The following is a 1,936-nucleotide window of genomic DNA, read 5'->3' as shown; positions in this document are numbered from 1 at the left end:
GCCAGCAGGTGCTGGGCGGCCACGGTTACATCGCCGAATGGGGCATGGATCAGTTCGTGCGCGATGCGCGGATTGCGATGATTTACGAAGGCACCAACGGCATCCAGGCGCTCGATCTGGTCGGCCGCAAGCTGGGTTCTGAGGGCGGACGCGGCACGCAGGCGTGGCTGGGGCTGGTGGTGGGCGACATCGCGGCGGCAAATGACGAGCGGCTGGCGTTCATCGCGCAGCCGCTGGCCCGCGCGCTGGGCGATGTGCAGGCCGGCGTGATGTGGCTGCTGCAGAACGGCATGGCCAATCCGGATAATGCCGGGGCGGGGGCGACCGCCTTCATGCGGATGATGGGCCATGTTGCGCTGGGCCATATGTGGCTGAAGATGGCGATTGCGTCGCAGACGGCGCTTGATGCCGGCACCGCCGATCCCGATTTCCACAACGCCAAACTGACCACTGCGCGGTTTTTCGCGCTGCGCGTGCTGCCGGAAACCGCGAGCCTGAAAGCCCAATTGGAAGCCGGCGCCGATACCGTGATGGCGCTGCCGGCCGAGATGTTCTGAGAGGACCGACCATGACCGAAGCCTATATTTACGACGCCGTTCGCACCCCGCGCGGCAAGGGCCGCAAGGACGGCAAGCTGCACGAGATCACCCCGATCCAGCTGGCGACGCAGGTGCTTGCCGCCGTGCGCGACCGTACTGGCATCAACACCGCCGATGTGGACGATGTGGTGCTGGGCTGCGTTTCCCCGGTGGGTGAACAGGGCAGCGACATCGCGCGCATCGCCGTGCTGAACGCCGATTATGCCGAAACCACGGCCGGCGTGCAGATCAACCGTTTCTGCGCGTCGGGCCTGGAAGCCACCAACATGGCCGCCGCCAAGGTGATGACCGGCGAAGCCATGTTTGCCATTGGCGGCGGCGTGGAATCCATGTCCCGCGTGCCGATGGGCAGCGATGGCGCCGCCTGGGCCACCGATCCGGCCGTTGCCTTCAAGACCTATTTCGCGCCGCAGGGCATCGGCGCTGATTTGATCGCCACCAAATATGGCTTCAGCCGCCATGATGTGGACGCCTATGCCATGGAATCGCAGCGCCGCGCCGCGCAGGCTTGGGAACAAGGCCGCTTCAAAGGCAGCATCGTGCCGGTGCGGGACGTGATCGGCGAAATCGTGCTGGCTCATGATGAACATATGCGCCCGCAAACCGACATGCAGTCGCTGGGCGGCCTCGCGCCGGCGTTCCAGGCCATGGGCGAACAGATGCCCGGCTTCGATGCGATTGCGCTGATGCGCTATCCGGAAGTGGAGAAGATCGATCACGTCCACCACGGCGGCAACTCTTCGGGCATCGTCGATGGCGCATCGGCCATCCTGATCGGCAACAAGGCAATGGGCGAGAAATACGGCCTGAAGCCCCGCGCCCGCATCCGTGCCATGGCGTCCGTTGGCAGCGAGCCGATGATCATGCTCACCGGGCCGGAGTTCGTGGCGCAAAAGGTGCTGCAGCGCGCCGGCATGACCAAGGACGATATCGATCTGTTCGAACTGAACGAGGCCTTTGCCAGCGTCGTGCTGCGTTACATGCAGGCGCTGAACATCAGCCACGACAAGATCAACGTGAACGGCGGTGCCATTGCCATGGGCCACCCGCTGGGTGCCACCGGGGCGATGATCCTGGGCACCGTGCTTGATGAACTGGAACGGACCGGCAAGGGCACCGCGCTGATCAATCTGTGCGTCGGCGCCGGCATGGGCACCGGTACCATCATCGAACGGCTCTATCTCCCCTCCCCTTCAGGGGAGGGGTCGGGGGTGGGGAAGTGGTGCGTAGTGGGAGAGGCCGGTGCAGGTGGGACGGCCCCACCCCCAGCCCCACCCCCGAAGAGGGGGGGTGTTTTAAAGCCCGTCGATAAAGGTCCCCGTGCCCAAGCCCGCGCC

Annotated in this window: 1 protein-coding gene and 1 pseudogene; both read left to right on the top strand. The window is 65.2% G+C overall.

Annotation, left to right across the window (positions count from 1 at the left end):
• A partial coding sequence (locus RMO81_RS07695; protein WP_310475237.1) for an acyl-CoA dehydrogenase occupies positions 1 to 557 on the top strand: 557 nt, incomplete at its 5' end.
• An 11-nt stretch (positions 558 to 568) separates the two neighbouring features.
• A pseudogene (locus RMO81_RS07690) lies at positions 569 to 1,777 on the top strand (acetyl-CoA C-acetyltransferase); the annotation flags it as partial.
• Positions 1,778 to 1,936: the final 159 nt, after the last annotated feature.

Source organism: Sandarakinorhabdus sp. (genome assembly GCF_031422795.1).
Taxonomy (GTDB): Bacteria; Pseudomonadota; Alphaproteobacteria; order Sphingomonadales; family Sphingomonadaceae; genus Sandarakinorhabdus.
This window is presented reverse-complemented; position numbering and strand designations above follow the sequence as displayed.